At 74.5% G+C, this 26,033-nt stretch carries 24 protein-coding genes; 20 read left to right on the top strand and 4 right to left on the bottom strand.

The features are described from left to right. Positions 1-194 precede the first annotated feature (194 nt). From ACI79I_RS19130 to ACI79I_RS19110, 5 genes are all read left to right on the top strand, one after another. Complete coding sequence (locus ACI79I_RS19130) at positions 195-1,463, top strand: hypothetical protein (RefSeq protein ID WP_456993896.1); 1,269 nt, start codon at positions 195-197, stop codon at positions 1,461-1,463. A gap of 136 nt (positions 1,464-1,599) precedes the next feature. Beyond that, positions 1,600-2,796, top strand: a complete 1,197-nt coding sequence (locus tag ACI79I_RS19125) for a cell division protein PerM (protein WP_456993895.1) — start codon at positions 1,600-1,602, stop codon at positions 2,794-2,796. A gap of 52 nt (positions 2,797-2,848) precedes the next feature. Beyond that, complete coding sequence (gene purN, locus ACI79I_RS19120; protein ID WP_456993894.1) at positions 2,849-3,454, top strand: phosphoribosylglycinamide formyltransferase; 606 nt, start codon at positions 2,849-2,851, stop codon at positions 3,452-3,454. Then, complete coding sequence (gene purH / locus ACI79I_RS19115; protein ID WP_456993893.1) at positions 3,451-5,001, top strand: bifunctional phosphoribosylaminoimidazolecarboxamide formyltransferase/IMP cyclohydrolase; 1,551 nt, start codon at positions 3,451-3,453, stop codon at positions 4,999-5,001. Before purN ends, purH begins: the two co-directional genes overlap by 4 nt. Before the next feature lie 10 nt (positions 5,002-5,011). Continuing rightward, positions 5,012-5,680, top strand: a complete 669-nt coding sequence (locus ACI79I_RS19110) for a pentapeptide repeat-containing protein (protein ID WP_456993892.1) — start codon at positions 5,012-5,014, stop codon at positions 5,678-5,680. 55 nt (positions 5,681-5,735) lie between these two features. Here the strand turns inward: ACI79I_RS19110 and ACI79I_RS19105 are convergent, their stop codons facing one another. Next, positions 5,736-6,371 (bottom strand): hypothetical protein, encoded by a 636-nt coding sequence (locus ACI79I_RS19105; protein ID WP_456993891.1) that lies wholly within the window; start codon positions 6,369-6,371, stop codon positions 5,736-5,738. A gap of 102 nt (positions 6,372-6,473) precedes the next feature. On the opposite strand from ACI79I_RS19105, the gene ACI79I_RS19100 reads away from it, so the two are divergent. The 4 genes from ACI79I_RS19100 to ACI79I_RS19085 are packed head-to-tail and all read left to right on the top strand — an operon-like array spanning position 6,474 to position 9,908. After that, on the top strand, positions 6,474-7,343 hold the full coding sequence (locus ACI79I_RS19100) for a bifunctional methylenetetrahydrofolate dehydrogenase/methenyltetrahydrofolate cyclohydrolase (protein ID WP_456993890.1): 870 nt from the start codon (positions 6,474-6,476) through the stop codon (positions 7,341-7,343). Continuing rightward, on the top strand, positions 7,343-7,642 hold the full coding sequence (locus ACI79I_RS19095) for a DUF3017 domain-containing protein (protein ID WP_456993889.1): 300 nt from the start codon (positions 7,343-7,345) through the stop codon (positions 7,640-7,642). The genes ACI79I_RS19100 and ACI79I_RS19095 overlap by 1 nt, the downstream gene beginning before the upstream one ends. 60 nt (positions 7,643-7,702) lie before the next feature. Then, the gene (gene mdh / locus ACI79I_RS19090) at positions 7,703-8,656 is read left to right on the top strand and encodes a malate dehydrogenase (RefSeq protein ID WP_456993888.1); all 954 of its coding nucleotides are present in this window, start codon (positions 7,703-7,705) and stop codon (positions 8,654-8,656) included. A 37-nt stretch (positions 8,657-8,693) separates the two neighbouring features. Further along, the gene (locus tag ACI79I_RS19085) at positions 8,694-9,908 is read left to right on the top strand and encodes an NADP-dependent isocitrate dehydrogenase (protein ID WP_456993887.1); all 1,215 of its coding nucleotides are present in this window, start codon (positions 8,694-8,696) and stop codon (positions 9,906-9,908) included. Between the two features lie 87 nt (positions 9,909-9,995). Here ACI79I_RS19085 and ACI79I_RS19080 read toward each other — a convergent pair whose 3' ends face one another. Then, positions 9,996-10,922 (bottom strand): CAP domain-containing protein, encoded by a 927-nt coding sequence (locus ACI79I_RS19080; RefSeq protein WP_456993886.1) that lies wholly within the window; start codon positions 10,920-10,922, stop codon positions 9,996-9,998. Positions 10,923-11,127: 205 nt separating this feature from the next. Between ACI79I_RS19080 and ACI79I_RS19075 the strand changes: the two genes are divergently transcribed. Next, complete coding sequence (locus ACI79I_RS19075) at positions 11,128-12,450, top strand: hemolysin family protein (protein ID WP_456993885.1); 1,323 nt, start codon at positions 11,128-11,130, stop codon at positions 12,448-12,450. Positions 12,451-12,465: 15 nt separating this feature from the next. Here the strand turns inward: ACI79I_RS19075 and galE are convergent, their stop codons facing one another. Next, positions 12,466-13,422 (bottom strand): UDP-glucose 4-epimerase GalE, encoded by a 957-nt coding sequence (galE, locus tag ACI79I_RS19070; protein ID WP_456993884.1) that lies wholly within the window; start codon positions 13,420-13,422, stop codon positions 12,466-12,468. A 57-nt stretch (positions 13,423-13,479) separates the two neighbouring features. Here galE and hisC point away from each other — a divergent pair, with 57 nt between their 5' ends. From hisC to ACI79I_RS19050, 4 genes are all read left to right on the top strand, one after another. After that, the gene (gene hisC, locus ACI79I_RS19065) at positions 13,480-14,592 is read left to right on the top strand and encodes a histidinol-phosphate transaminase (RefSeq protein WP_456993883.1); all 1,113 of its coding nucleotides are present in this window, start codon (positions 13,480-13,482) and stop codon (positions 14,590-14,592) included. Positions 14,593-14,655: 63 nt separating this feature from the next. Next, complete coding sequence (trpS, locus tag ACI79I_RS19060; protein ID WP_456993882.1) at positions 14,656-15,678, top strand: tryptophan--tRNA ligase; 1,023 nt, start codon at positions 14,656-14,658, stop codon at positions 15,676-15,678. Further along, entirely contained in the window at positions 15,675-16,244 is a 570-nt protein-coding gene (locus ACI79I_RS19055; RefSeq protein ID WP_456993881.1) for a 2'-5' RNA ligase family protein, read from the top strand. The genes trpS and ACI79I_RS19055 overlap by 4 nt, the downstream gene beginning before the upstream one ends. A 125-nt stretch (positions 16,245-16,369) precedes the next feature. Continuing rightward, positions 16,370-17,380: a YihY/virulence factor BrkB family protein gene (locus ACI79I_RS19050; protein ID WP_456993880.1), complete on the top strand. Its 1,011-nt coding sequence runs from the start codon at positions 16,370-16,372 to the stop codon at positions 17,378-17,380. Here the strand turns inward: ACI79I_RS19050 and ACI79I_RS19045 are convergent. After that, positions 17,283-18,593 carry a D-alanyl-D-alanine carboxypeptidase family protein gene (locus ACI79I_RS19045; RefSeq protein WP_456993879.1) on the bottom strand — a complete coding sequence of 437 codons (1,311 nt, stop codon included), beginning with the start codon at positions 18,591-18,593 and terminating at the stop codon, positions 17,283-17,285. The genes ACI79I_RS19050 and ACI79I_RS19045 overlap by 98 nt on opposite strands. A 259-nt stretch (positions 18,594-18,852) precedes the next feature. On the opposite strand from ACI79I_RS19045, the gene ACI79I_RS19040 reads away from it, so the two are divergent. The 6 genes from ACI79I_RS19040 (at position 18,853) to ACI79I_RS19015 (ending at position 25,965) form a co-directional block, all read left to right on the top strand. After that, complete coding sequence (locus ACI79I_RS19040) at positions 18,853-19,914, top strand: BMP family lipoprotein (protein WP_456993878.1); 1,062 nt, start codon at positions 18,853-18,855, stop codon at positions 19,912-19,914. A 241-nt stretch (positions 19,915-20,155) separates the two neighbouring features. Next, positions 20,156-21,736, top strand: a complete 1,581-nt coding sequence (locus ACI79I_RS19035; RefSeq protein WP_456993877.1) for an ABC transporter ATP-binding protein — start codon at positions 20,156-20,158, stop codon at positions 21,734-21,736. Beyond that, on the top strand, positions 21,733-22,968 hold the full coding sequence (locus ACI79I_RS19030; protein WP_456993876.1) for an ABC transporter permease: 1,236 nt from the start codon (positions 21,733-21,735) through the stop codon (positions 22,966-22,968). The genes ACI79I_RS19035 and ACI79I_RS19030 overlap by 4 nt, the downstream gene beginning before the upstream one ends. After that, entirely contained in the window at positions 22,965-24,245 is a 1,281-nt protein-coding gene (locus ACI79I_RS19025) for an ABC transporter permease (RefSeq protein WP_456993875.1), read from the top strand. Before ACI79I_RS19030 ends, ACI79I_RS19025 begins: the two co-directional genes overlap by 4 nt. Then, a complete protein-coding gene (locus ACI79I_RS19020) occupies positions 24,245-24,694 on the top strand; it encodes a cytidine deaminase (protein WP_456993874.1) in 450 nt (149 codons plus the stop codon). Before ACI79I_RS19025 ends, ACI79I_RS19020 begins: the two co-directional genes overlap by 1 nt. Next, positions 24,694-25,965, top strand: a complete 1,272-nt coding sequence (locus ACI79I_RS19015) for a thymidine phosphorylase (protein ID WP_456993873.1) — start codon at positions 24,694-24,696, stop codon at positions 25,963-25,965. Before ACI79I_RS19020 ends, ACI79I_RS19015 begins: the two co-directional genes overlap by 1 nt. The last annotated feature ends 68 nt before the right edge of the window (positions 25,966-26,033 follow it).

Below are 26,033 nucleotides of genomic sequence, written 5' to 3'. Positions count from 1 at the left end.
ACGGCTCGCCACGCCGGTCCCGGCCGGTGGACCGCTGCCCGGTGACCTCGGTGAGGTCACCGGGCAGCGGCGTCTCCGGGGGGACTCGATACCGTCACGGACGGGTGCGGGCGGGCGCGCCGCGTTGCCGCCGCTCTCGGACGCCGTTCACGATCGCGTCCAGTGATCACGCCACTGCCGAGGAGTACCCCGCGATGACCAGTCAGCCGCCGCCCCCACCGGGTGGGTACGGGCAGCCGGGGTACGGCCAGGAGCCCGGCCGACCGCAGGAGCCCGGCCAGCAGCCGCCGTACGGCCAGCAGCCGGGACAGCCTCCGCAGTACGGGCAGCCGTCCGGCCAGCCTCAGTACGGGCAGCAGCCGGGGTACGCCCCGCAGCAGCCGGGGTACGGCCCGCAGCCGCCGTACGCCGGTCAGCCCTACGGCCAGGCGCCGTACGGCCAGCAGCCCTATGGCCAGGGTCCCTACGGGCAGGCCCCGTACGGCCAGGCCCCGTACGGCCAGCAGCCCTACGGTCAGGCCCCGTACGGCCAGCAGTCCTACGGCCAGGGCTCCTACGGCCAGGCGCCCTACGGCCAGGCACCCTACGGCCAGGCACCCTACGGCCAGCAGCCCGTCGGCCGGCCGGGCGGGACCGGTGGCGGCGCCGGCTTCGACCCCAAGCGCCTGAAGTTGGCCGACCACGCGGTCGCCGGTGGTGCGCTGCTGTTCCTGGTCCTCGCCTTCTTCCCCTGGTACCGGTTCGACGACGCCTTCTTCGGGACCGACTTCAGCTTCAACGGCTGGGAGTCCGGACAGGTCAAGACGGCGTTCTTCTTCTTCCTGCTCGCGGCGGTCTGGGCCGTCCTGCCGGCCTTCGTCGACCTGCGGCTGGGCTTCCCGAGGTCGTCGATCACGGTCGGCCTGTCCGCCCTGGGTCTCCTGTTCGCCCTGCTCGCCTGGCTGGACTCGTTCAGCGAGGGCTTCGCCTTCTCCATCTGGGCGCTGCTCGGCTTCCTCGTGGCCCTGGCGATCCTGGCGTTCGCCGTCCTCGCCCTGCTGCCGGAGCTGAAGAACCGCCCCGCCCTGCCCGGTGGCCTGGCCGGGGCCGCCCAGTGGGCCAACCAGCCGGCACCGCAGTTCGGCGGACCCGGCGGCCAGCCGCCAGCCCACGGCCAGCCCTACGGCCAGCAGCAGGCCTACGGCCAGCAGCAGGCCTACGGCCAGCCGCAGGCCTACGACCAGCCGCAGGCCTACGACCAGCAGGGGCCCGGCCAGCAACCGCACGGCCAGCGGGCCCCCGGTCAGGCCGCTCCGGGCCAGCCGGAGCCGGCCCCGCCGGTCTCCGAGCAGCCCGGTCCGCCGCCGTCGGCGCCGGGCGCCGGGACGGGCACCGGCGCGAACCCCGCGGTCACCGACCCCGGCCGCGGGGAGCCGGGCGGGTCGACCGCCTCGGGCTCCGGGCAGCCCTCGGGCACCGCTTGACCCGGACGTCCCGCGAGGACGGACCGGCCTGTCGGCGGGGGGCAGTGGCCGGTGGGCCGCTGCCCCCCGCCGGCTTTGTGGGGGCGGTTGGGCGCGGATCCCGGCGATCGGCGTCCGGCCTTGCGACAGTGGAGGCGTGGTCTCCCTGCTGGCACGCCTGACCCTGCCCGGGCAGCGGGAGCCCGCCGCTCGCGGGCTGCGGCACCCCGCCGTGCTCTCGGCCGCGGCCGCGGCGGTGGCCGCGGTGCTGGGCCTGCTGGGACTGGGGCTGGCCGTCGTCGTGGTGCAGACCCTCGACCCGGCCGGCGGGCTCCCCGTCGCGGGCTCCGCCCGGCTGGCCGGCCGGCTGTGGCTGCTGGCCCAGGGCGGCGGGCTCACCCTCGGGTCCGGTCCGCTCGTGCTGGCGCCGCTGCTGCTGACCCTCGCCGTCGCCTGGGGGCTGTCCAGCGCCGCCCGCGGCATCGTCCGGGCCTGCGACGTCGACACGGCCCGCGGTGCCGCCGTCGTCCTGACCGCCCTGGTCGCCACGCACACCGTGCTGGCGGTCCTGCTGGGGCTCGCCCTCGACGCGCCCGGAGCCGGCGTCGACCTGCTGCGCTGCGCCGTCGCGAGCGCGGTGCTGGCCGTCCTCGCCGCCGGCTGGGGCACCGTGCGCGAGTCCGTCGTCCTCGAACCCCTGCTGGACCGGCTGGCGGCGCCGGTGGGGCCGGTGCTGCGCGGGGTCCTCGCCGGGTTCCTGACGGCGCTCGCCCTCGGGCTGGCCGTGGTGGCGGTGGCGCTGGCGTCCGACACGCGGGGGTACGCCGCGCTGTCGGGCTCCCTCGGTGGAGCCGGTGCGGGAGCGGTGGGCCTGCTGGCGCTCGGCGTGCTGCTGCTGCCCAACGCCGCCGCCGCGGCGATCGGGCTGGCCGCCGGACCGGGCTTCGTCGTCGGCACCGGCACGCTGGTGTCGGTGCACGGCGTCACGCTGGGCGCCGTGCCGGCCCTGCCGCTGCTCGCGGCGCTGCCCGACACCCAGGCGGTGCCCCTGGTCGCGTTCGTGTCGCAGGCGGTGCCCGCACTGGCCGGGCTGGTCGCCGGCGTCACCGTCGGCCGCCGGCTGGGCGACCGGGACGGCGGCTCGGTGACCGCCGGGCTGTGGGGGGTGCTCGCCGGGGTCCTCCTCGGTCTCGCCTGCGGGCTGCTGGCCTGGGCGGCCGGCGGGTCCCTCGGCGACGGCGCGCTGGCCCGGGTGGGCGCGCCCGCCGTCGCCACGGGGCTGGCCGTCGCCGCCCAGGCCGGGATCGCCGCCGCGGTCGGCGCCGCCGTCGCCCGCTGGCGCGCCCTGGCCTGAGGCGCCTGCACCCGTCGGAGGAGGCGGACGGGGCCCTCATAGGATCGCGGGCGTGCCCGCAGCCGACCGTCCCCCGCGGGCACGGGTGGTCGTCCTGCTCTCCGGCTCCGGGTCCCTCTGTGCGGCGCTGCTGGCGGCCGCCGACGAGCCCGGCTACCCGGCGACGGTCGTCGCCGTGGGCAGCGACCGCGACGCCGCCGGCCTGGAGCACGCCCGCCGCCGCGGCATCCCGACCTTCGTCCGCGCCCTGCGCGACCACCCCGACCGGGCCGCGTGGGACCGGGCGCTGGCCGGCGCGATCGCCGAGCACCGGCCCGACCTGGTCGTCTCCGCCGGTTTCATGAAGATCGTCGGCCCGGCGGTCCTGGACGCCTTCGGTGGCCGGCTGGTCAACACCCACCCGGCGCTGCTGCCGGCGTTCCCCGGAGCCCACGCCGTCCGGGACGCGCTGGCCGCGGGGGTGGAGGTCACCGGCAGCACGGTGCACCTCGTCGACGCCGGCGTCGACACCGGCCCGGTGCTCGCCCAGCGCGAGGTGCCCGTCCTCCCGGGGGACGACGAGGCCCGGCTGCACGAACGGATCAAGACCGTGGAGCGCGAGCTCCTGGTGGAGACGGTGGCGCGACTCGTCACCCAGCACACGGAGGACCCCCGATGAGCGACCGCACCCCGATCCGCCGCGCACTGCTCGGCGTCTACGACAAGACCGGGATCGAGGAGCTGGCGCGCGGGCTGGCCGACGCCGGTGTGGAGCTGGTGAGCACCGGGGCCACCGCGCGGCGCATCGCCGAGGCCGGTGTCCCGGTGACCCCCGTCGAGCAGGTCACCGGCTTCCCCGAGTGCCTGGAGGGCCGGGTGAAGACGCTGCACCCCGCCGTCCACGCCGGCATCCTGGCCGACCGCCGCAAGCCCGAGCACGTGCGGCAGCTCGAGGAGCTCGGCATCGCCGCGTTCGACCTCGTCGTGGTCAACCTCTACCCGTTCACCGAGACCGTCGCCTCGGGCGCCAGCCCGGACGAGTGCGTCGAGCAGATCGACATCGGCGGCCCGGCGATGGTGCGCGCGGCGGCCAAGAACCACCCGTCGGTGGCCGTGGTCGTCGACCCGGCCCGGTACGGCGACGTCCTCGCGGCCGTCACCGGAGGCGGCTTCACGCTCGCCGAGCGGCAGGCCCTGGCCGCCGCCGCGTTCCGGCACACCGCCTCCTACGACATCGCGGTCGCCTCCTGGATGGGCAGCGTGCTGGCGCCGGAGACCGACACCGTCTTCCCGGCCTGGGTGGCGGCCAGCTGGGAGCGCGCCGACGTGCTGCGCTACGGCGAGAACCCGCACCAGCAGGCCGCGCTCTACCGCGGCGGCCAGCCCGGCCTGGCCCACGCCGAGCAGCTGCACGGCAAGCAGATGTCCTACAACAACTACGTCGACACCGACGCCGCCTGGCGGGCCGCCCACGACCACACCGACCCGTGCGTGGCGATCATCAAGCACGCCAACCCCTGCGGCATCGCCGTCGGCACCGACATCGCCTCGGCGCACCGCAAGGCCCATGCGTGCGACCCGGTCTCGGCCTTCGGCGGGGTCATCGCCGCCAACCGCGAGGTCGACCTGGCCATGGCCGAGCAGGTCGCCGGCGTCTTCACCGAGGTGGTCGCCGCGCCGTCCTTCACCGACGACGCCCTGCAGGTGCTGACCGGCAAGAAGAACATCCGGCTGCTGCGCCTGCCCTCCGCCGGCCGCCCGGCGACCGAGCTGCGGCCGGTGAGCGGTGGGCTGCTGCTGCAGACCGCCGACCGCCTCGACGCCACCGGCGACGACCCCACCACCTGGACGCTGGCCACCGGGGAGCCGCTGGACGCCGCCGGCCTCGACGACCTGGTCTTCGCCTGGCGCAGCGTGCGCGCAGTGCGCAGCAACGCGATCCTGCTCGCCCACGACAAGGCGACCGTCGGCGTCGGGATGGGACAGGTGAACCGGGTGGACGCCGCCCGCCTCGCCGTCGCGCGGGCGGGGGAGCGGGCCGCGGGGTCGGTCGCCGCCTCTGACGCGTTCTTCCCGTTCGCCGACGGGCTGCAGGTGCTGCTCGAGGCCGGGGTGCGCGCGGTCGTGCAGCCGGGCGGTTCGGTGCGCGACGAGGAGGTCATCGCGGCCGCGGCAGCCGCCGGCGTGCCGCTGTACCTCACCGGCACCCGCCACTTCGCCCACTGAGGGGGACCCCGTGCCGCCCACACCCCGCAAGCTCGGCGCGGGTCCCTCCACGGGGCCGAAGCCGCACGTCGGACCCCCGGCGGCCGGATCCGAGGTGGAGGGGGAGGACTTCGCCCGGGTCGACTGGTGGGGCGCCCAGCTCGACGGCGTGACCTTCACCCGGTGCCGGTTCGACGACGCCGGGCTGGAGGAGCTGGTCACCCGCCGGTGCGTGTTCGACTCCTGCGTGCTGACCGGCGTCCGGATGGGCGGCTCCCGGCACCTGGGGACGGCGTTCCTGTCCTGCCGGTTCGACCGCGCACGGCTGTTCGACGTCGTCTGGGACGGCTGCAAGCTCACCGGCTCGCAGTTCCCCGGTGCGCAGCTGCGGCCGATGACCTCGACCGACTGCGACTGGTCGTGGACGTCGTTGCGCGGTGTCGACCTCTCCGGCCTGGACCTCTCGGGTCAGCGGTTCCGTGAGGCCGACCTGACCGACGCCGACCTGCGCGAGTGCGACCTCGCCGGAGCCGACCTCGACCGCGCCCGCCTGCAGGGGACCGAGCTGCGCGGCGCCGACCTGCGCGGCGCGTCGACCGACGGGGTCCACTGGCGGGCGCTGGACCTCACCGGCGTCCGGGTGGACCTGGTCCAGGCGGTGCAGTACACCCGGGCCCACGGCGCCCTGGTCGCCGACTGAGCACCTCGTCGTCCTCGCCGACCCCGGGGTGGCGCCTCGGCGACCGGTCAGTGGCTCAGGCCCGGGGGCCGTGGGTCCCGTACCGGGGGCCGGTGAACATCGCCTTCAGCGCGCCCAGCAGGCCCAGGGCCGGGACGGCGACGGCGAACCAGAAGCCGGTGTCGATCTCGGCCACGTCCCACCCGATGTCCACGAGCGGGACCACCACCCCCGCCGCGGCCACCAGGCTGACCAGGAGCGCCAGGACCCCGAGGAAGCGGTGCGTGCGGGCCGGCAGCACCATGAGCAGGCCCAGGACGAACAGCACCCCGCCGCCCAGGACCACCGCCATGGGCTGCCAGAAGCCGCTGTCGAACAGCGCCCCGAAGCCGCCGCCGTCGAGGTCCTCGAAGCCGCGGCGCACGAGGTCCAGCCCGGTCAGGTCGCTGCCCGGCAGCCAGCGCAGCAGCAGGCTCACCGCGGCCGTGATGCCCGCGAGGATGAGCAGCAGGCTGGCGAAGGTGTCGGGACGGCGGACGGTCACCGGCGTGGTCGAGTACTCCGGCGCGGTGGACGGCCTGTCCCCGGACCAGCCCGGGTACCCCGCGTCGGTCTGCGGGCCGCGCACCGGGGCGATCCCCGGACTGGTCTGCTCCCGCCAGTCGCCGGAACCGCTCTGCGTGCCGGCCGGGGACTGGTCGCGCTCGGTCATCTGCTCTCCTCGCGGATCGGCAGGCGGCGGGAAGGCGCCCGCTGCCCGCGAGCCTAGGGCCGCAGTCGGTCCGGTGGAGCGTCCTCGGGCAGACTGTCGGCCGTGCCCGCGACGATCCTCGACGGCAAGGCCACCGCAGCAGCCATCCGGACGGAGCTGACCGAGCGCGTCGCCGCCCTCACCGCCGCCGGCCACCGGCCCGGTCTGGGCACGCTGCTGGTCGGCGACGACCCCGGCAGCCGCTGGTACGTCAACGCCAAGCACTCCGACTGCGCCCAGGTGGGCATCGCCAGCATCCAGCGCGAGCTGCCCGCCACGGCCACGCTGCAGGACGTCCTCGCCGTCGTCGACGAGCTCAACGCCGACCCCGCGTGCACCGGCTACATCGTCCAGCTGCCGCTGCCGAGGGGGATCGAGGAGAGCGCCGTCCTCGAGCGCATGGACCCGGCCAAGGACGCCGACGGACTGCACCCGGTCAACCTCGGCCGGCTGGTGCTCAACGTGCCCGGCCCGCTGCCGTGCACCCCGGTCGGCATCGTGGAGCTGCTGCGCCGCTACGGCGTGCCCATCGCCGGCGCCGAGGTGGTGGTCGTCGGCCGGGGGATCACCGTGGGCCGGCCGCTGGGCCTGCTGCTCACCCGGCGCACGGAGAACGCCACGGTCACCCTCTGCCACACCGGCACCCGTGACCTGGCCGCCCACCTGCAGCGGGCCGACATCGTCGTCGCCGCCGCGGGCGTCCCCGGGCTGGTCACCAAGGACGTCGTCAAGACCGGAGCCGCCGTCCTCGACGTCGGCGTGAGCCGGGTGGAGGGCAAGATCGCCGGTGACGTCGCCACGGACGTCGTCGACGTCGCCGGGTTCGTCGCGCCCAACCCCGGCGGGGTCGGCCCGATGACCCGGGCCATGCTGCTGCAGAACGTGGTCCTCGCCGCGGAGCAGGCCGCCGCCGCGGACGTGCTCAGCGCCTGATGTCCCGCCCACCGCTCCACACCCGCCGGCCCTTCCTGGCCGGCCTGCTCCGGCAGCTGCCGCTGCTGGCGGTGCTCGTCGGGGTGGCGGTGGGCTTGCTCATGGTGACCGTGGAGCACTGGCGGCGCGGGCTGGTCGTCGTCGGGCTGGCCCTCGTGGGCGGCGGGGTGCTGCGGTTGCTCCTGCCCCTGCGCCGGGTGGGCTTCCTCGCCGTCCGCAGCCGGCCGGTCGACGTCGTCCTGATGGTCGGCGTCGGGGTCACGCTCACCGCCTTCGCGCTGGCCATCCCCGGCGACTGAAGGGGGAGCCCGCGCCACCCCCTCGGGCGGGGCGGCGCCCGGAGCGTTAGGTTGGCCGCCATGGCAGAGCAGCCCAGGAACGGCAAGGTGACCGTCGTCGGTGCCGGGTTCTACGGCTCGACCACAGCCCTCCGCCTCGCGGAGTACGACATCTTCGAGACCGTCGTCCTCACCGACATCGTGGAGGGCAAGCCCGAGGGGATCGCCCTCGACATGAACCAGTCCCGGCCGATCGAGGGGTTCGAGACGAAGGTCGTCGGCGTCGGCGGCGGGTCGTACGAGGGCACCGAGGGCTCGGACGTCGTCATCATCACCGCGGGGCTGCCCCGCAAGCCCGGCATGAGCCGGATGGACCTCATCGAGACCAACGCCAAGATCGTGCGGCAGGTCGCCGAGAACATCGCGCGGACCTCACCCGACGCCGTGGTCATCGTCGTCTCCAACCCGCTGGACGAGATGACCGCGCTCGCGCAGCTGGCCACCGACTTCCCGAAGAACCGCGTGATGGGCCAGGCCGGCATGCTCGACACCGCCCGGTTCTCCAACAACGTGGCCGAGGAGCTCGGCGTCCCGGTGGGCTCGGTGCGCACCCTCACCCTCGGCTCGCACGGCGACACGATGGTGCCGGTGCCCTCGCGCTGCACCGTCGACGGCAAGCCGCTGGCCGACGTCCTGCCGGCCGACCGCATCGAGCACCTCGTCGACCGCACCCGCAACGGCGGGGCGGAGGTCGTGGCGCTGCTCAAGACCGGTTCGGCGTACTACGCGCCCTCGGCCGCCGCGGCACGCATGGCCCGCGCGGTCATGGAGGACGCGGGCGCGGTCATGCCGGTGTGCGCCTGGGTCGACGGCGAGTACGGCATCTCCGGGGTCTACCTGGGGGTCGAGGCCGAGATCGGGCGCGAGGGTGTCCGCCGGGTCGTGGAGGGCGACCTGACCGAGAGCGAGCTGGCCGGGCTGCGCGAGGCGGCCGAGGCCGTGCGCGCCAAGCAGGCCGACGTAGCCGACCTCTGACCGACCCGGTCAGAGCTGCAGAGAGGGAAACGAAGACGTGAGCAAGATCAAGGTCGAGGGGACGATCGTCGAGCTCGACGGCGACGAGATGACCCGGATCATCTGGCAGTTCATCAAGGACCAGCTGATCCTCCCGTACCTCGACGTGAACCTCGAGTACTACGACCTCGGCATCGAGAAGCGCGACGAGACCGACGACCAGATCACCGTCGACGCGGCCAACGCGATCAAGCAGCACGGGGTCGGCGTCAAGTGCGCGACGATCACGCCGGACGAGGCGCGGGTCGAGGAGTTCGGGCTCAAGCGCATGTACCGCTCGCCCAACGGGACGATCCGCAACATCCTCGGCGGCGTCATCTTCCGCGAGCCGATCATCATGTCCAACGTGCCGCGGCTGGTGCCGGGCTGGACCAAGCCGATCGTCGTCGGCCGCCACGCCTTCGGTGACCAGTACCGCGCCACCGACTTCCGCTTCCCGGGCGAGGGCACGCTGACCCTCACCTTCACGCCGAAGGACGGCGGCGAGCCGATCGAGCACGAGGTCTTCCAGTCGCCGGGCGCCGGCGTCGCGATGGCGATGTACAACCTGGACGAGTCGATCCGCGACTTCGCCCGGGCCTCGATGAACTACTCCCTGCAGCGCGGGTACCCGCTGTACCTGTCGACCAAGAACACGATCCTCAAGGCCTACGACGGCCGGTTCAAGGACCTGTTCCAGGAGGTCTTCGAGACCGAGTTCAAGGACCAGTTCGAGAGCGCCGGCATCACCTACGAGCACCGGCTGATCGACGACATGGTCGCCGCCTCCCTCAAGTGGGAGGGCGGCTACGTCTGGGCCTGCAAGAACTACGACGGTGACGTGCAGTCCGACACCGTGGCGCAGGGCTTCGGCTCGCTGGGCCTGATGACCTCGGTGCTGATGAGCCCCGACGGCCGCACCGTCGAGGCCGAGGCCGCCCACGGCACGGTCACCCGGCACTACCGGCAGCACCAGCAGGGCAAGGCGACGTCGACCAACCCGATCGCGTCGATCTTCGCCTGGACCCGGGGCCTGGCCCACCGCGGCAAGCTGGACGGCACCCCCGAGGTGACCCGCTTCGCCGAGACGCTGGAGAAGGTCTGCATCGACACCGTCGAGGGCGGTCAGATGACCAAGGACCTCGCGCTGCTCATCAGCAAGGACCAGCCGTGGCTGACCACCCAGGACTTCCTGGGGGCCATCGACAGCAACCTGCAGAAGGCCATGGCCTGAGCGAAGGGCCCTCCTGCCCCGCAGGGCCGTGCGTCGGCCCCCTCGCCCAGCCGGGCGAGGGGGCCGACGCGTGTCCGGGCTGCGGACTCAGGCGCCGAAGAGCTGGGTCCACCACGGGCCGCCGGGGCCCTCGGCCACGCCGACACCGAGCGTCGTGAGCTCGCAGTCGAGGATGTTCGCCCGGTGGCCGGAGCTGTTCATCCAGTCCTCCATCACCGCGGCCGCGTCCGGCTGGCCGTAGGCGATGTTCTCCGCCCGCGCGTGGTCCACACCGGCCTGCTCGGCCCGGTCGAACGGCGAGAGCCCCTCGGGCGTGGTGTGCGAGAAGTAGTCGCGGTCGCGCATGTCGGCGCTGTGCGCCCGGGCCACGGCCGCGAGGGCGCCGTCGGCCGCCAGGGGAGCGCAGCCGGCGTCGGCGCGGGCCTCGTTGACCAGCGCCAGCACCTGGCCCTCGGCCGTCGGGTCGGCGGGCGCGGCGGCCGCGACACGCGGGGCGGCGGCCGGCTCCTCGGCGCGTGCCGGCGCGGGCTCGTCGGCCGGCTCCTCGGCGCGTGCCGGCGCGGGGGCCTCCTCCTCGACCGGGGTGGGGGAGGACGACGGGGTCGGGTCCGCGGCGGGAGCGGCCGGCGCCGGGGCCTCGGGCGCGGGCACCTCGACCGGGGCGGGCGTCGTCGTCCCCGGGGCGGGGGCCTCCGACGCCGTCCCGGGCGTGGCGGCGGGCGCGCCGTCGACGCCCATCTGCACCGTCGCGCCGCGCGGAGTGCCGCCGGAGGACGACCGGTCGCGGGGAGCGGTCGCACCGGACGACGAGGACGACGCGTCCAGCGCCACCTCGTCCGAGGTGGTGGTCAGCGCGCCGGACACCATCGGGACGGTGAGGGCGACGCAGGCCACCGCCGCGGCGACGGCCAGGACCGGGACGATCCGGCGCAGGCCGAGCGCACGACCCAGGGTGCGGAGGAGGCGACCCAGAGTCGCGACGATGCGGGAAGAGAGCGGCGGACCCGCCGGCATGTGGTGCACCAGGTAACCCTTACGAGTTGCTAGATCACGATCTGTGACTTCGTTGAGAGTAGCCGGACGCGGGGCCTGATCGGCACCGGGATGTGGCCGACCTCACAGGGCGTTCGACTTCACCCCCGTCGAGCGGTGTTCCGCGGGGCCGGGGCGGGCAGCATGGGAGCGTCCTGCCCGCAGTAGACCGAGGAGCACGCCGCCGGTGAGCGACGTCTGGCTCAACATCGTCATGGTCGTCGTCTTCGTCCTGATCGGCGGCGCCTTCTCCGGGGCGGAGATCGCGCTGGTGAGCCTGCGCGAGTCCCAGGTGCGCGCGATGGCCGAGGGCGGGGGGCGGCGCGGCAAGGCCGTGGCCCGCCTGCTCAGCGACCCCAACCGGTTCCTGGCCGCCGTCCAGGTCGGGGTGACGCTGGCCGGCTTCTTCTCCGCCGCCTTCGGTGCCAGCACCCTCTCCGAGCCGTTCGCCGACTGGCTCGCCAGCATCGGCGTGGGCGAGCGGGTGGCCGGCACCCTGGCCCTCGTCCTGGTGACCATCGCGATCAGCTACCTGTCGCTGGTCGTCGGCGAGCTGACCCCCAAGCGGCTGGCGCTGCAGCGGGCCGAGGGGTTCTCCCTCCTCGTGGCCGCCCCGCTCAACGGCATCGCGAAGGTGTCCCGGCCGGTGATCTGGCTGCTCTCGAAGTCCACGAACGTGCTGGTGCGCGTCCTCGGCGGGGACCCCAAGGCCAGCGGCGAGGCGATCAGCCAGGAGGAGCTGCGCGACCTGGTCGCCGCGCACGAGTCCCTGAGCACCGACGAGCGCCGGCTCATCGGCGAGGTCTTCCGCGCCGGCGACCGCGAGGTCCGCGAGGTCATGACGCCGCGCACCGAGGTCGACTTCCTCGAGGCGTCGATGACGGCCAGCCGGGCGGCCAAGCAGGTGCACGACTCCAGTCACTCCCGCTACCCCGTGGTCGGCCGGGACGAGGACGACGTCCTCGGGTTCGTGCACGTGCGCGACCTGTTCCTCCCCAACCACCCCGCGGGCCGGGCGGCGACCGTCGGCGACCTGGTCCGCGAGGTCAAGCGCCTGCCCGGCACCGCCGGCGTCCTCACCGCGCTGTCGGAGATGCGGCGGGAGAACCACCACCTGGCGATCGTGGTGGACGAGTACGGCGGCACCGACGGCATCGTGACCCTCGAGGACCTCATCGAGGAGGTCATCGGCGAGATCTACGACGAGTACGACGAGGAGGTCGCCGACGACGGCGAGGACGTCCCGGGCGGGCCGCACGAGGTCGACGGGCTGCTCAACCTCGACGACTTCCGCGAGGTCACCGGCCTGCAGCTCCCGGAGGGGCCGTACGAGACGGTGGCCGGTTACGTGCTCGCCCACCTCGGCCGGCTGCCCGAGCCCGGCGACGAGGTGACCGTCGAGGGCCGCACGCTCACGGTGCTGGAGCTCGACGGACGGCGGATCGCCCGCCTGTCGGTCTCCCGCGCGGCCGACCCCGAGCCGGCGTCGGGGGAACCCGCCGCCGGCTGAGCCGTCCCCGAGGGCTCAGCCGCGGGCCCGGGCGGTGTCCCAGGCGTCGCGGACGATCCCGGCCAGGTCGGTGTGCTGCGGCGTCCAGCCGAGGTCGGCGCGGATCCGGTCGCTGGAGGCCACCAGCTGGGCGGGGTCGCCGGCCCGCCGCTCGCCGATGACCACCGGCACCGGGTGCCCGGTGACCTCCCGGACGGCGTCGACGACCTCCTGCACCGAGAAGCCGGTGCCGTTGCCCAGGTTGTAGATGCGGTGCTCGCCCGGCTGCGGGGCGGTCAGGGCGAGCAGGTGGGCGTCGGCCAGGTCGGCGACGTGGATGTAGTCGCGGATGCAGGTGCCGTCCGGCGTCGGGTAGTCCTCGCCGTAGACGGTCATCGCCTCCCGGGTGCCCGCCGCGACCTGCAGGGCGATCGGGATGAGGTGGGTCTCGGTGGTGTGCCGCTCCCCGAGGCCGTACGCGGCGCCGGCCACGTTGAAGTAGCGCAGGCTCACCGCGGCGAAGTCGTACGCCGTCGCGTAGGAGGTGAGCATCGCGTCCACGGCGAGCTTGGTGGCGCCGTAGGTGTTGGTCGGCCGGGTGGGCGCGTCCTCGCGGATCGGCACCTGCTCGGGCTCGCCGTAGGTGGCGGCGGTGGAGGAGAAGACGATCCGGCGGCAGTCGACGGCGCGCATCGCCTCCAGCAGCGCCAGCGTCCCGGACACGTTGGTGTCCCAGTAGATCTCCGGCCTGACCTGGGACTCGCCGACGAGGCTCTTGGCCGCGAAGTGCAGCACCGCCTCGGGGCGGACGTCGGCCAGCACCGGGCCCGACTCGTGCAGGGACGCCTGGACCAGCCGCGCCCCCTCCGGCACCGCGTCGGCGTGCCCGGTGGAGAGGTCGTCGAGCACCGTGACCTCGTGGCCACCCGCGAGCAGGGCGGCCGTGACTACGCTGCCGATGTAGCCGGCTCCACCGGCGACGAGAACGCGCATGCGCCCACCCTAGAGATCCGCGCGACCCGGGGTGGGCGTGGTCAGGAGGCAGAGCCTGTGGTCAGCGCACGACCGGCGGTGCAGCAGCTGCCCGCCTACAAGCCGGGGCGCAACCCCGCCGACCTCGCCCGGGAGATCGGGGTGGCGCGGGCGGTCAAGCTGGCCAGCAACGAGGTCGCCTTCCCGCCCCTGCCGGCGGTCGTCGAGGCGCTCGCCGCCACGGCCGCGGAGACCAACCGCTACCCGGACAACGGCGCCGTCGTCCTCACCGGCGCGCTGGCCGAGCGCTACGGGGTCGACCCCGCCCAGATCGTCACCGGCTGCGGCGCGGTCATGCTCTGCCAGCAGCTGGCCCAGTCGTTCAACGACCCCGGCACGAGCATCGCCTTCGCCTGGCGGTCGTTCGAGATGTACCCCCTGCTGGCGCAGGTGGCCGGGGCCCGCTCCGTCCGGGTCCCGCTGGTGCCCGGGCGCCGCGGCGGCCCGGCCGACACCCACGACCTCGAGGCCCTCGCCGCGGCCGTCGACGAGACCACGCGGGTGGTGTTCGTCTGCAACCCGAACAACCCGACGGGGACGGCGGTGGGCCGGGCCGAGCTCGAGCGGTTCCTGGACGCCGTCCCGGCCGACACGCTCGTCGTCCTGGACGAGGCCTACCGCGAGTTCGTCACCGACCCCGACGTCCCCGACGGGCTCGAGCTGATGCGCGGCCGGCCCAACGTGGTCGTGATGCGCACCTTCTCCAAGGCGTGGGGGCTGGCCGGCCTGCGGGTGGGCTACCTCGTCGCCGAGGACCCCGCGGTGGCCGAGGCGGTGCGCAAGACCCACGTCCCGTTCAGCGTCAACATGCTCGCCCAGGCCGCCGCGGTCGCCGCCCTGGCCAGCGAGGACGAGGTGCGCAGGCGCTGCGCGGCGGTCACCGCCGAGCGGGCCCGGCTGACCGCCGCCCTCCGCGAGCGGGGCCTGGACGTCGCCGACAGCCAGGCCAACTTCGTGTGGCTGCCGGTGGGGGAGGACGCCGCGGCGCTGGCCGCCGCCCTCGAGTCGCGGGCGGTCATCACCCGCCCGTTCGCCGGCGAGGGCATCCGGGTGACCGTCGGCACGCCCGAGGAGGACGACGCCTTCCTGGCCGCACTCGACCAGGTGCGCTCGGCCACACCGGCCGCGTGACCCGCCGACCGTGACGAGGACGTTCGGGACGTGCGGCGCCGCGGCTCAGGAACGGCTGGTTTGATGGCCGACGTGCCTCTTCCCCGTGTGCTCTCCGGCATCCAGCCGACGGCGGGTTCCTTCCACCTCGGCAACCACCTGGGTGCGCTGCGGCAGTGGGTGCGGCTGCAGGAGACCACGGAGGCCTTCTACTGCGTGGTCGACCTGCACGCCATCACCGTCGCGCAGGACCCGGCGGAGCTGCGGCGCAACAGCCTCGTGTCGGCCGCCCAGCTGTTGGCCCTGGGCGTCGACCCGGAGCGGAGCACGCTGTTCGTCCAGAGCCACGTGCCGGAGCACCTGCAGCTGTCGTGGGTGCTCGAGTGCCTCACGGGGTTCGGCGAGGCGAGCCGGATGACGCAGTTCAAGGACAAGAGCCAGCGGGAGGGCGTGGCCGGCACGACGGTCGGCCTGTTCACCTACCCGGTGCTGATGGCCGCCGACATCCTCGTCTACCGCGCCGACCAGGTGCCCGTCGGCGACGACCAGCGCCAGCACCTCGAGCTCACCCGCGACCTCGCGACCCGCTTCAACGGCCGCTTCGGCGAGACCTTCCCGCTCCCGGAGGGGATCATCCCCGCGGGCGCGGCGCGGGTCATGGACCTGCAGTCGCCGGACAAGAAGATGAGCAAGAGCCTGCCCCCGGCGGGCTGCGTCTTCCTGCTCGACGACCCGAAGGTGACGGCGAAGAAGATCCGCTCGGCGGTCACCGACACCGGCCGCGAGGTGGTGGCCGACCCGGTGGAGAAGCCGGGCATCACCAACCTGCTCACCATCCACAGCGCGCTGTCGGGCACCCCGGTCGCCGAGCTGGAGGAGCGGTTCGCCGGCCGCGGCTACGGGGACTTCAAGAAGGAGCTGGCCGAGGTCGTCGTCGACTTCGTGACGCCGGTCCGGGAGCGGACCCAGGAGCTGCTCGACGACCAGGCGGAGCTGGAACGGATCCTGGCCGCGGGCGCGGCCCGTGCCCGGGAGGTCGCCGCCACGACGGTCGCCGCGGTGTACGACCGGGTCGGGTTCCTCCCGTCGGCGGGAGCGGGCGCGTGAACGACGACACCTTCGTACCGCGCAGTCGCAGCGTGGTGCCGGAGACCGCCGTCCTGGGCGTGGTCGTGCCGATCCCCGAGCCGTGGTCGCAGCTGTTCGTGGACTGGCGGACGAAGGTGGGCGACCCGCAGGCGAGCCTGGTCCCGCCGCACGTGACGATCCTGCCGCCCACCGAGGTGGCCGTCGCCAACCGGCCGACCATCACCGCGCACCTCGCCGACGTGGCCCGGGCGCACCCGCCCTTCGACATGCACCTGTCGGGCACGGGCACCTTCGCGCCGGTGTCGCAGGTCGTGTTCGTCGCGGTGGCCCGGGGGATCGGCAACTGCGAGCTGATCGCCAACGACGTCCGCCGTGGCCCCCTGGCCCGCGGGCTGTCCTACCCGTACCACCCCCACGTGACCGTGGCGCACGACGTCCCGCCGGACATGCTCGACCTCGCCTACTGCGGGCTGGCCGACCTCTCCGCCCAGTTCCGCGTCGGCCACTTCACCGAGTTCGAGCAGACCCCCGACGGCGCCTGGGAGGTCGCGCGCGAGTACCCCCTCACCGGCCCGCCGCACTGAGGAGGAGGACCCCTGCCCCCACCGCCTCCGACCTCGCGGTGGGTCCCTGCAGGGGGCCGCGCCAGTCCGTCACCAGGGCGGCGACCGGGTCGCCCGCCGGGGGGCCGGACCGCAGACTGGTCGCGATGACTGCGACCCGGGCCGAGCGGTCCGCGCCACCCGGCCAGGAGCCGCCCGCGGCGCAGAGCCGCTGGAGCCGGGTGACCCGCCTGGCCGAGAGCTGGGACGCGCAGGTCACCCGGTTGCGTCACCGCCAGCCCTGGTTCGACCACCTGGCCCGCGCCGGCGGCCGCTACCGGCGCACGCAGGGCGACCTCATGGCCGCCGGCGTCACGTACTTCGTGTTCCTCGGCCTGGTGCCGGTCCTGCTGCTGGTGGCCTCGGTCATCGGCCTGGTCCTGGCAGGGGACGAGCTGCTGCAGGCCCAGCTCTACGCCGCGATCCGGGACGCCTTCCCCGGCTCGACCGGCCGGCAGATCGTGGGGGAGCTGCGCGGGGCCGTGGGTTCGGCCGGCGTCGTCGGCGTCATCGGCCTGGCCGGGTTCGTGTACGCGGGGCTGCGGGCCATGGACAAGCTGCGGATCGGCATGGAGCGGATCTGGCGCGGCCGGGCCGACGAGCCGGAGTTCCTCCGCGACAACCTGCAGGACCTGCTCGCGCTGCTCCTGCTGGGCGCGACCGGCCTGCTCAGCCTCGGCTTCACCGGCGTGGTCACGCAGGCCACCGGCTGGCTGCTGGCCCTGCTCGGCCTCGACGACGCCCCCGGTCTGGGCGTGCTGACCTTCGTCCTGGGCCTCGCCCTGGCGGTCGCCACCGACGTGCTCGTCTTCCTCTGGCTGCTCAAGGTGGTGCCGGCGACGTCCCACCCGCTGCGCCGGCTGCTGCCCGGGGCGCTGTTCGGTGCGGCGGGCCTGGAGGCGATGAAGCTGCTCGGCAGCCTCTACCTCTCGCTGATCTCCGGCAGCGTGACCGCCTCGGCCTTCGGGGGTGCGGTCGGCATCCTCGTGTGGATCAACCTCGTGTGCCGGTTCGCGTTCTTCACCGCGGCGTGGACCGCGACCCTGCCCCGGGTCCAGGGGGCCGCCCACGTGGTGCGGGACCGCGCCGAACCGGTGGTGCCGCCGGCCGACCGCTGACCGGCGTCGGGACCACGTGGACCGCGCGGCGCACGCCGACCACCGTCGCGACGACGATCGAGACGGCGGCGACGCCCAGCGCCGCGGGCACGAGGGGGGAGTCCGCGGTGTCCCCGCCCGCCGAGGGGGTGCCGGGGGCCGCGACGGCGGCCGCGGCCGGGGGTCGGGCCGCGGACGGCGTCGCGGCGACGTCCGCGCGCGACTCGACCAGCACACCGACCCCGTTGGTGCCCTCGGGGACGCTGAACCCCCAGTCGAGCAACAGGGCGGCCTGGTCGGCGGCGCGCAGCGGGGTGTTCTCGGTGCCCATGACGCTGACCACCAGTCGGCGCCCGTCCCGCTCGGCGGCGGTGACGAAGGTGTGCCGGGCGGCGTCGGTGAACCCCGTCTTGCCGCCGAGGTTGCCCGGATAGCTGGTCAGGAGGGGGTTCTGGCTCTGGATCTGGTAGCCCTCGGACCGCCCCTCCACGGCCGGCATCGCGGCGAGCCGGGTGGTGAGGATCGCCGCGGTGCGCCGGTCGTCGACCAGCCGGCGGAAGATCAGCGCCAGGTCGTAGGGGGAGGAGGACTGGCCGGCGACGTCCAGGCCGGACGGTGACCCCGCGACCGTGTCGTGGGCACCGATCGCGGCGGCGGTCTCGTTCATCGCCTCGACCGTCGCCTCGACCCCTCCGGCCGCGCGGGCCAGCGCGTTGGCGGCGTCGTTGCCCGACTGCATCATCAGCGCCTCGAACAGCACCGACACCGGGTAGCGGCCACCGGCCACCATGCCGACGCGGCTGCCCTCCATCCGCTCGTCCTCCTCGGTGCCCTCGACCACCAGCTCGGGGTCGAGCAAGGGGACGAGGGTGAGCAGGGTCAGCGTCTTCAGCGTGCTCGCCGGGTAGTAGCGGCCGTGCGGGTCCCGCGTCGCCAGCACCGCGCCCGTGTCGGCGTCCGCGACGAGCCAGCCCGGCGCGGCGACCTCCTCGGGCAGCGCGGGAGCGTCGTCGACGGCCACGGTGCCCCGGGTGTCCAGGCCCTCGCCGCCCACGGTGACCCCGCCGGGACCGCTGCCCTGGGGCGGGCCGCCGGGGATCGGCGCGGTGGGCGTGGGCGCCGACGGGTCGGCCGTGGGCCGGGCGTCCTCGGCGAGGGCCACGCCGGGAGCGAGGGCGAGCCCGGCCGCCAGGACGAGGGACGCGAGCCGGGCTGCCGCCGTCCGCCGTCGCACGAGGGCACGCTAGACCCGACGGCGGCCGGCGTCTCCCCGAACCTGCGCCGGTGGCCCACGCCACGCGCCCGAGCCGCCTTCGCAACGATCGCGTCTCTATCTCCTCCCCGGCCTGCGGCGGGGCCCGCACGCGCGGTTAGCGTGCCCAGGTCGCGCGTTCTGCGGCCCCGGCGGCGCCGGTCCGGCGGCGCGTGACCCGGATCCCACCGGGGCGGGCTGGTGCACGTGTACGGCTCGTCCCCCCAGAGAGGAGAGCGTCTTGCGCCGAGCGCGGAGGATGAAGGCCGCGGCGTTGCTGCTGGCCGGCAGCATGGCCCTGGCGGCCTGCGCCAGCGACGAGGAGGGCGGCGGCGCCACCGGCGGGGGTGGCGGCGAGGCCGCCGGCGACCTGCAGATCGGCCTGGCGTTCGACACCGGCGGCGAGGGCGACCGCTCGTTCAACGACGCGGCCGTGGCCGGCGTCGAGGCCGCCATCGAGGAGCACGGCGGCGAGGTCACCAAGCTCAGCCCCAACGCCGACGCGTCCAACCGTGCCGACCTGCTCACCCAGCTGGCCGACCAGGGCTTCAACCCGATCATCGCCGTCGGCTTCGCCTACAGCGACGTCATCGGCGAGATCGCCGCGCAGTACCCCGACGTCACCTTCGCGCAGGTCGACGGCTCGGTCGCGGACGCCGGCAACCCGGAGAACCTGACCGGCCTGCTCTTCGCCGAGGAGCAGGGCTCCTTCCTGGCCGGCGTCGCGGCGGCGCTGAAGACCGAGAGCAACCACATCGGCTTCGTCGGCGGTGTGCAGACCCCGCTGATCCAGAAGTTCGAGGCCGGCTACGTCGCCGGCGCCCAGGCGGTCAAGCCCGACATCACCATCGACCGGCAGTACATCTCGCCGGCCGGTGACTTCTCCGGCTTCAACGACCCCGCCCGTGGCCAGATCGTGGCCCAGGGCATGTACGACGCGGGCGCCGACATCGTCTACCACGCCGCCGGTGGGTCCGGGATCGGTGTGTTCCAGGCGGCCGCGGCCTCGCAGGGCCGGGCGATCGGTGTCGACTCCGACCAGTACCAGACGGTCGACGACCCGGCCCTCCAGGCCGTGATCATGACCTCGATGCTCAAGCGGGTCGACGTCGCGGTGGAGACGTTCATCGGCGAGTACGTCGACGGCAACGTGGCCGGGGGCCAGGACGAGCGGTACGACCTGGAGTCCGACGGCGTCGGCCTGGCCACCAGCGGTGGCTTCATCGACGACATCCAGGACGACCTGGACACCTACCGCCAGCAGATCGTCGACGGCACCATCACGGTCCCGACCACCCCGTGACGACGCTCGGCTGACACGAGGCACGACCGGCAGCGGGCCCGGGGGAGCAGACGCCCCCGGGCCCGCTGTCGCGAGCGGGAGGGACCCCTGCCCCCTCCCCCCGGGGGCCCGTGCGCGATCATGCGGCGGGCCGGTGGAACCCGGGCCGGGGGAACGGTGGCGGCGGTCGATCCCGCGCCACCGATGCAGCAGAGTGGACGTGCCCGCACACCCGCAGGGCGCAGCGAGGGAAAGGCCCACCATGCCTCCAGGATCCGGGGCCGCAGGCGTCCCGACAGGGGAGCCCGCGGACGGCGGCGAGCCGCTGGCCGTCGAGCTGCACGGCATCACCAAGCGCTTCCCCGGCGTCGTCGCGAACAAGGACATCGAGCTGCGGGTCCGCCGCGGCGAGGTGCACGCCATCGTGGGCGAGAACGGCGCCGGCAAGTCGACGCTGATGAAGACCCTCTACGGCGAGCACCGCCCGGACGAGGGCCAGATCCTCGTCGACGGCCGCCAGGTGCACTTCCGCAGCCCGGCCGACGCGATCGCCGCCGGCATCGGCATGGTCCACCAGCACTTCATGCTGGCCGACAACTTCACCGTCCTGGAGAACATCGTCCTGGGCAGCGAGCCCACCCGCGGCGGCCGGCTGGACCGGGCCGAGGCCCGCCGCCGCATCCGGGAGATTTCCGACGCCTACTCCCTGGGGCTGGACCCCGACGCGCTGGTCGAGGACCTGGGCGTCGGCGACCGGCAGCGGGTCGAGATCGCGAAGGTGCTCTACCGCGACGCGCGCACGCTGATCCTCGACGAGCCCACCGCCGTCCTCGTGCCGCAGGAGGTCGACGAGCTGTTCGGCAACCTCGCCGAGCTCAAGCGGGAGGGCCTCACCGTCATCTTCATCTCGCACAAGCTGGACGAGGTCCGCAAGGTCGCCGACTCGATCACCGTGATCCGGCGCGGCACCACCGTCGGCACCGCCGACCCGAGGACGACGACCAGCCGCCAGCTGGCCGAGATGATGGTCGGCACCGAGCTGCCCTCGCCGGAGACCCGCACGTCCACGGTGCGGCCCACGCCCGTGCTGGAGCTGCACGAGGTGACCGTGCCCGGCGTCGGCGGGCGCCCGCTGGTCGACGCGGTCGACCTCACCGTCCGCGAGGGGGAGGTCGTCGGCATCGCCGGCGTCGAGGGCAACGGCCAGGCCGAGCTGGTGGACGCCGTCATGGGGCTGCGCCCGGTGTCGTCCGGCGCCGTGCTCCTGGGCGGGGAGGACATCACCTCCTGGCGGACCCGCGCCCGCCGGGAGGCCGGCCTGGGCTTCATCCCCGAGGACCGGCACCGCCAGGGCATGCTGCTCGACGCGACGCTGTGGGAGAACCGCGTCCTCGGCCACCAGACGCGGCCGCCGGCGGTGAAGGGGCCGTTCATCGACCGCAAGGGCGCCCGCGCCGACACCGAACGGATCATGCGGGAGTACGACGTCCGTGCGCCCGGCCCCGACACCCTCGCCGTCGCGCTGTCCGGCGGCAACCAGCAGAAGCTCATCGTCGGCCGGGAGATGAGCGCGACCCCGCGGCTGCTCCTGGCCGCCCACCCCACCCGCGGCGTCGACGTCGGCGCCCAGGCGGTGATCTGGGAGCTCCTCAAGGAGGCCCGCGCCGGCGGCATGGGCATCCTGCTGGTCTCCGCCGACCTCGACGAGCTGATCGGCCTCTCGGACACCCTGCACGTGATGCTCCGCGGCCGGCTGGTGGCGACCCTCGACCCGTCGCGCGTCACCCCGGAGGAGCTCGGCGGCCACATGACCGGCGCGCGGACGACGGCGGGTGCGGCATGAGCGTGCTGCGCCGCCTGGGGCCGACCGTCCTGGCCCCCGTCCTCGCCGTCCTCGTGGCGGTGGTGATCTCCGCGATCGTCATGGCGGTCCTGCAGGTCGACCCGATCCGGGTGTTCGAGGTCATGGTCGACTTCGGCGACACCCCGTCCCAGCAGGTGACCGCCATCGTGGTGGTCCTCAACCGCGCCGTCCCGCTGTTCCTCGCCGGCCTGGCGGTCGCCATCGCCTTCCGGATGGGGCTGTTCAACATCGGCGTCGAGGGCCAGTACCGGCTGGCGACGATCATGGCCGCCGCCGTCGGCGCCGCCGTGGCGCTGCCCGGCCCGCTGCACGTGCTGCTGATCGTGGTGGTGGCGATGGCGGTCGCCGCCATCTGGGCGGGCATCGTCGCCGTCCTCAAGGTGACCCGCGGCGTCAGCGAGGTCATCAGCTCGATCATGCTCAACTTCATCGCGCTGGGCATCGCGTCGTTCCTGCTCACCGGGCCGTTCCGGGGGAGCCCCGAGGGCGCGTCGATCATCAGCACCGCGGAGATCCCCGAGTCCGGGTGGATGCCGAGCCTCAACGGGCTGTTCGACCTGCTGGGCCTGGCCAACCCGCCGCGGCAGCTCTACGGCTTCCTGGTCGTGGCGCTGCTGGTCGGCATCGGCATCGCGGTGCTGCTGAACCGCACCCGGTTCGGCTTCGACCTGCGGGCCACCGGCCTGTCACCGTCGGCGGCGCGGGCCAGCGGCGTCGACGCCCGCGGCATGGTCATCAAGACCATGCTGCTGTCCGGGGCGGTCGCCGGGCTGATCGGCATGCCCGACCTGCTCGGCAACACCCACAGCTACACCACCGACTTCACCTCCGGGCTGGGTTTCCTCGGCATCGCCGTGGCCCTGCTCGGCCGCAACAACCCCGTCGGCATCGCCCTGGCGGCGCTGCTGTTCGCCTTCCTGGACCGGGCGCTGGTGCCGCTGCAGATCGCGGACTACCCGTCGTCGGTCATCACGATCATCCAGGGCACGATCGTGCTCGCCGTCGTCATCTCCAACGAGGTCGCCCGCCGGATCGCCCTCCGCTCGGCCGAGAGCGGGTCGGCGCAGGCCGGTCCGACGCCGGCAGCGGGGGACGGCGGCGCGGGGACGGCACGCACCGCGGACGGCGCGGACGCGGGCACCGGGGCGGGGGTCAGCCGCGGCGCCGGTGCCGGCCAGCAGACCGACGAGCGGCAGGAGACCCAGGCATGAGCACCGTGGCGACGGCGCGGGACGCCGGGCCCGGCCGGGGCCCGGTCGGCGAGCTGTTCCTCGGCGGCGGGCGGGCCCGCCGGATGACCTGGCTGGCGGTCGGGGCCGTGGTGCTGGTCTCCGCGGTCCGGGTGGTCAGCGGCGAGCAGGCGCTGACCTCCTCCTCGACGATCTCCGCCGCGCTGCTGCTGGCCGTGCCGATCGGGCTGGCCGCCCTCGGTGGCCTGTTCTCGGAGCGGGCCGGCGTGGTGAACATCGGCCTCGACGGGATGATGACGCTCGGGACCTGGGGAGCCGGTTTCGCCGGCTACCAGTGGGGCTGGGCGGCCGCCCTGGCCGGGGGGATCGTCTTCGGCGCCCTCGGCGGGCTGCTGCACGCCGTCGCCACGGTGACCTTCGGGGTCGACCACGTGGTCTCGGGGGTGGCGATCAACATCCTCGCCGCCGGTCTCGTCCGCTTCCTCTCCGAGCTGCTCTACACCGACAACCCGGCCGGTGGTGGGGTCACCCAGTCACCGGCGCTGTCCAGCGACCCGCCCGAGTTCTCGGTGCCGGTGCTCTCCTCGGGCCCGGACCTGCTCGGCGACCTCGAGCGCCAGCAGTGGTTCCTGGTCAGCGACGTCGCCGGCATCCTGCGCGGGCTCACCAGCGGCGTGGGGCTGCTCACCGTCCTCGCGGTGCTGCTCGTGCCCGCGTCCTACCTGCTGCTGTGGCGGACCGCCTTCGGGCTGCGGCTGCGCTCGTGCGGGGAGAACCCGGCGGCCGCGGACTCCCTCGGCGTGCCGGTCTACCGGCTCAAGTACATCGCGGTGGTGATCTCCGGCGCGCTGGCCGGCATGGGCGGGGTGTTCCTCGTCTTCATCGCCGGCATCTACCGCGAGGGGCAGACCAACGGCCGCGGGTTCATCGGCCTGGCCGCGCTGATCTTCGGCAACTGGCGCCCCGGTGGCCTGGCGGCCGGCGCCGGCCTGTTCGGCTTCGCCGACGCGCTGCAGCTGCGCAGCCGGACGGCGGTGGTCGCGCTGTTCCTGCTGCTGGCCGTGCTGCTCGCCGGTGTGGCGGTCTGGCAGGCGGTGCACCGCCGCGCGGTGCGGGCCGTGGTGGCCGGGGTGGTCGCCGCCGGCTCGCTGATCGCCTTCCTCACCATCGACGAGCTCGCGCCCGGCCTGGTGTCGTTCACGCCCCACCTGACCACGCTGCTGGTGCTGTCGCTGGCGTCGCAGCGCCTGCGGATGCCCGCAGCCGACGGTCTGGTCTACCGACGAGGAGAGCACTAGTGACCGACGTCGACTGGGAGGCCCTGCGCGCCGCGGCCCGGGAGGCCATGACGCACGCCTACGCCCCGTACTCGCGGTTCCCGGTGGGCGTCGCGGGGCTGGTGGACGACGGCCGGGTGGTGACCGGCTGCAACGTGGAGAACGCCTCCTACGGCCTGGGCCTGTGCGCCGAGTGCGGCATGGTCAGCGACCTGGCCCGCACCGGCGGCGGCCGGCTGGTCGCGGTCGCCTGCGTCGGCGGGGACGGGCAGCCGCTCATGCCCTGCGGGCGCTGCCGGCAGCTGCTGTGGGAGCACGGCGGCGCGGACATGCTCATCGAGACCGTCTCGCTCGGCATCGTGCCGATGCGCGAGGTGCTGCCGGACGCCTTCGGCCCCGATGACCTGACGGCTGCCGCCACGCGGTCTGCCGAGGGAGCAGTGGCCGCCGCCGAGCGGGGACAGGGCTGATGGACGCGATCGACGTCATCCGGGCCAAGCGGGACGGCGCCCCGCTGACCCCGGAGCAGATCCGCTGGGTGATCCGGTCCTACACCGACGGGACGATCCCCGACGAGCAGGTCAGCGCGCTGCTGATGGCGGTGTTCTTCCGCGGGATGTCGCCCGAGGAGCTCGCGGTGTGGACCCAGGCGATGATCGACTCGGGGGAGCGCAAGGACCTCTCGCCGCTGGGCCGGCCGACCGCCGACAAGCACTCCACCGGCGGGGTCGGCGACAAGACCACGCTGCCGCTCGCGCCGCTGGTCGCCGCGTGCGGGGTGGCGGTGCCGCAGCTGTCCGGCCGCGGGCTGGGGCACACCGGCGGCACCCTGGACAAGCTGGAGTCGATCCCCGGCTGGCGGGCCGACGTGCACGAGGAGGCCTACCTCGCGCAGCTGCGGGAGGTCGGCGCGGTCATCTGCGCGGCCGGTCACGACCTCGCCCCGGCGGACAAGAAGCTCTACGCACTGCGCGACGTCACCGGCACCGTGGAGTCGATCCCGCTGATCGCCAGCTCGATCATGAGCAAGAAGATCGCCGAGGGCGCCGACGCGCTGGTGCTGGACGTCAAGACCGGGTCTGGGGCGTTCATGAAGGACCCCGACGCCTCCCGCGAGCTGGCCCGCACGATGGTGGGCCTGGGGGAGGCGGCGGGGGTCCGCACCGTGGCGCTGGTGACGGCGATGGACCGGCCGCTGGGCCGTGCCGCGGGCAACGCCGTCGAGGTCGCCGAGTCGGTGGAGGTGCTCGCCGGGGGCGGTCCCGCCGACGTCGTCGAGCTGACCCTGGCCCTGGCCCGGGAGATGCTGACCGGCGTCGGGCGCTCCGACGTCGACCCCGCGGACGCGCTGCGTGACGGCCGGGCGATGGACGTGTGGCGGCGGATGATCGCCGCCCAGGGCGGGAACCCCGATGCACCCCTGCCGCAGCCCGCGGAGAAGCACGTGGTCCCCGCGCCGGCGACGGGCACGCTGACCCGCCTGGACGCCTACGCGCTCGGGGTGGCCGCCTGGCGGCTGGGCGCCGGCCGGGCCCGCAAGGAGGACCCGGTGTCCGCCGCCGCCGGGGTCACCTGGACCGCCGGCGTGGGGGAGCGGGTCACCGCGGGCCAGCCGCTGCTGGAGCTGCACACCGACGACCCGGCGCGCATCGAGCGGGCCCTGGCGGCCCTCGACGGGGCGATCGGCGTCGACACCGGCGAGGAGCCGCTCCCGCTGGTCCTCGACCGCATCACCGCCTGAGCGGCGCCGCGCTGCCGCGATCATGGAGTCCGGGAAGCGGCACACCGTCGGATCGCGGCGGGTCGCTC

This window comes from Geodermatophilus sp. SYSU D01105 (assembly GCF_054050095.1).
The sequence above is the reverse complement of the archived record's forward strand: the minus strand, read 5'-3'. Positions and strand labels throughout refer to the sequence as shown.